Consider the following 3,001-nt stretch of genomic DNA (forward strand, 5'->3'; position numbering starts at 1 on the left):
AGTTGGCGCGGCGGCCTTCGGCTCGGCGAGCGCAGCGGCGCCTAAGAAGAGGCTGGCGCAAATGACGCCAGCGGCAATGCTTTTCATGCTCGTGAACATTTTAAGTTTCTTCTGCGTTTCGAGGCGCGCCGCAGCGCCCTGTTGATGGGTTGCGGCGCGACGTCATCACGCGCAAACGCGCATGCGCCATCGGCCACGCCTCAAGCTTAGGCGATTTATGACAGTTTGTCTTTGATGCGGCGCAGCAGGCCGAAATGCGCCTCGAGCGCTTCCCGATCACATGGACTCATGTGATCGGGAAGGAATCGCTCAAAATCAAAATGTTGGAGCAGGTTCCCATCGAAAAGTCTGTCAGCTTTTTCGGAACCTGCTACCGCCGCCACCACACATAGATCGCGACGCCGGAGATGAAGCTCGAATAGAGGATCTTCCATGCGAGCCGGCGCAGCATGGACGCAGGGCGCACAGGAAGGACATTCGGGCGGGAGGTCTTTCGCTCGCCGACGGAAACCGGATTGAGCGCGGCGTGGGAGTAACGCATGAATCGCTCCTTATCCAAAAGCGGACAGGTCATTGTCGGCAAGGCTAAGGCGCGATTGATTTACAAATTGCTTCGATCGCATTCGTCCGAGAGATCGCTGCGCGGCCCGCCATGCGGTGATAAAAGCCACTGACGACAATCGGCGGAGGATGCGATGGCCCGCGACACGGCGGCGAAATTATCGGATTGGCGCTTCGAACTCGCGGGCGCGGCGCCGCCCGTCGCCGCGCAGCGCCACACGCGCAGAGTCATCCATGGCCGCGTGCTCGATGATCCTTACGACTGGCTTGCTGCGAAAAACTGGCGCGAGGTGCTGCGCGATCCCGACGCTCTTCCCGTCGCCATCGCCGAACTGATCAAAGCGGAAAACGCTTACTGCGATCGCGTCATGGCGCCGCTCAAGAATTTGCGAAAAGCGCTGGTGGCCGAAATGCGCGGCCGCATCAAGGAGGATGACAGCGACGTTCCCGAGCCGGACGGGCCTTACGCCTATTACGAACGCTTCCACGAGGGCGCGGAACATCCGCTCTACTGCCGGACGCCGCGGGAAGGCGGCGCCGAAACCGTGCTCCTCGACGGGGACGCGCTCGCCAAGGGCCACGACTTCTTCGACATTGGCGACGCGGCGCATGCGCCCGATCACGCGCAGCTTGCCTGGAGCGTCGATGACGCGGGCTCGGAGCTTTACGACATCCGCACCAGGGCGCTGAGCGACGGCCTCGACCGCGCTGACGTCGTGAGCGACAGCGACGGCGCCATTGTCTGGAGCGCCGATTCGAAAGCCTACTACTATGTGCTGATCGACGAGAACCATCGCACCGCGCAGGTCTTTCGACACGCGGTGGGCGCCGATCCCGCCGACGACGCGCTGATCATCGAGGAAACCGACAGCGCCTGGTTCGTCAGCCTGCATGAGAGCCGCTGCCGGCGTTTCGCCATTGTGTCCATCCACGGCCATGACGCGACGGAATGCTGGCTGATCGACCTTCGCGAAGACAATCCGACGCCGCGCATTGTCGCGCCGCGCGAACCGCGACTGCGCTACGACGTCGAGCCGCATGGCGACCTCCTCTACATCCACAACAACGCCGACGGCGCGGATGATTTTCGCATTTCCGTCGCGCCGCTCGCCGAGCCGGGCCGCGAAAACTGGAAGGACGTCGTGCACCATCGCCACGGCGTCTTGATCGACTCCTTCACCGTCTATGCGCGCCATCTTGTCTGGCTGCTTCGGGAAAACTCCTTGCCGAAGCTCGTCATCCGCGCGCTCTCCAGCGGCGAGGAACATGCGATTCACTTCGACGAGGACGCCTATGCGCTGTCGATTGATCCTGGACTTGAATTCGACACCGACATTCTGCGCTTCGTCTATTCGTCGATGACGACGCCAGATGAGACTTACGACTACGACATGGCTGCGCGCACGCGCGTGCTGCGCAAGCGCCAGGAAATTCCCTCCGGACACGATCCAAAGAACTATGTGACGAGGCGGTTGTTCGCAACGGCGCGCGACGGCGAAAGCGTGCCGATCACGCTCCTGCATCGCGCCGACTTCACGCCCGGCGGAGACGGCGCGCCGCTGCTGCTCTACGGCTATGGCGCCTATGGCTATGCGCTCTCGGCGAGCTTCAATGAAGACGCGCTATCGCTCGTCGATCGAGGCTTTGTCTATGCGCGCGCCCATATTCGCGGCGGAACCGACAAGGGCTGGCGCTGGTATGAGGACGGCAAGCTCGAGAAGAAGCAAAACAGCTTCTTGGACTTCATCGATTGCGCGCGTCATCTGGTTTCGGCCGGCTATACGCGCGAAGGCGGCGTCGTTGCGCAGGGTGGATCGGCGGGCGGTCTGCTCATGGGCGCTATCGCCAACGAGGCGCCGGAGCTGTTCGCCGGCATCATCGCCAGCGTGCCTTTCGTCGACACGCTGAATACGATGCTGCGCGACGATCTTCCGCTGACGCCGCCCGAATGGCTGGAATGGGGCAACCCGATCGACAGCGCCGAAGCCTATGATCGCCTCGCGTCCTATTCGCCTTACGACAATGTGCGCGCGCAACACTATCCGCCGATTCTCGCCGTCGCCGGCGTGAGCGATCCTCGGGTGACCTATTGGGAGCCGCTCAAATGGGTCGCGAAGCTCCGCGCGACCATGAGCGGCGGCGGGCCTGTGTTGCTGTTCACCCATATGGGCGCGGGCCACGCCGGCGCCTCTGGCCGTTTCGAGGCGCTTGAAGACACGGCGCTGGAATATGCCTTCGCGCTCGCCTGCGCCGTACGCGCATTCAAAGACGTGCAGGATCTCGTGTAACGACGTGAGTAGAGCCGCTGCATTTCCCGAGAGCGGGAAATGCAGCGAAGAAAGTCACTTGGTGGGGTGCACCCACTCCGAATCGGGGGGAATGACGGGCTTGCTCTCGGCGGCCGGAGCGCTCGTTTCGGCGGGCGCGCTGGGCGCCGCCG

At 62.9% G+C, this 3,001-nt stretch carries 2 protein-coding genes; one reads left to right on the forward strand and one right to left on the reverse strand.

Translation table 11 applies throughout. The features are described from left to right. Window positions 1-370 precede the first annotated feature (370 nt). Window positions 371-541 (reverse strand): hypothetical protein, encoded by a 171-nt coding sequence (locus tag NEI07_RS02600; protein ID WP_256032490.1) that lies wholly within the window; start codon window positions 539-541, stop codon window positions 371-373. A gap of 154 nt (window positions 542-695) precedes the next feature. Here NEI07_RS02600 and NEI07_RS02605 point away from each other — a divergent pair, with 154 nt between their 5' ends. Then, entirely contained in the window at window positions 696-2,849 is a 2,154-nt protein-coding gene (locus tag NEI07_RS02605; protein ID WP_256032492.1) for a S9 family peptidase, read from the forward strand. The last annotated feature ends 152 nt before the right edge of the window (window positions 2,850-3,001 follow it).

The organism is Methylocystis suflitae, assembly GCF_024448135.1.
Taxonomy (GTDB): Bacteria; Pseudomonadota; Alphaproteobacteria; order Rhizobiales; family Beijerinckiaceae; genus Methylocystis; species Methylocystis suflitae.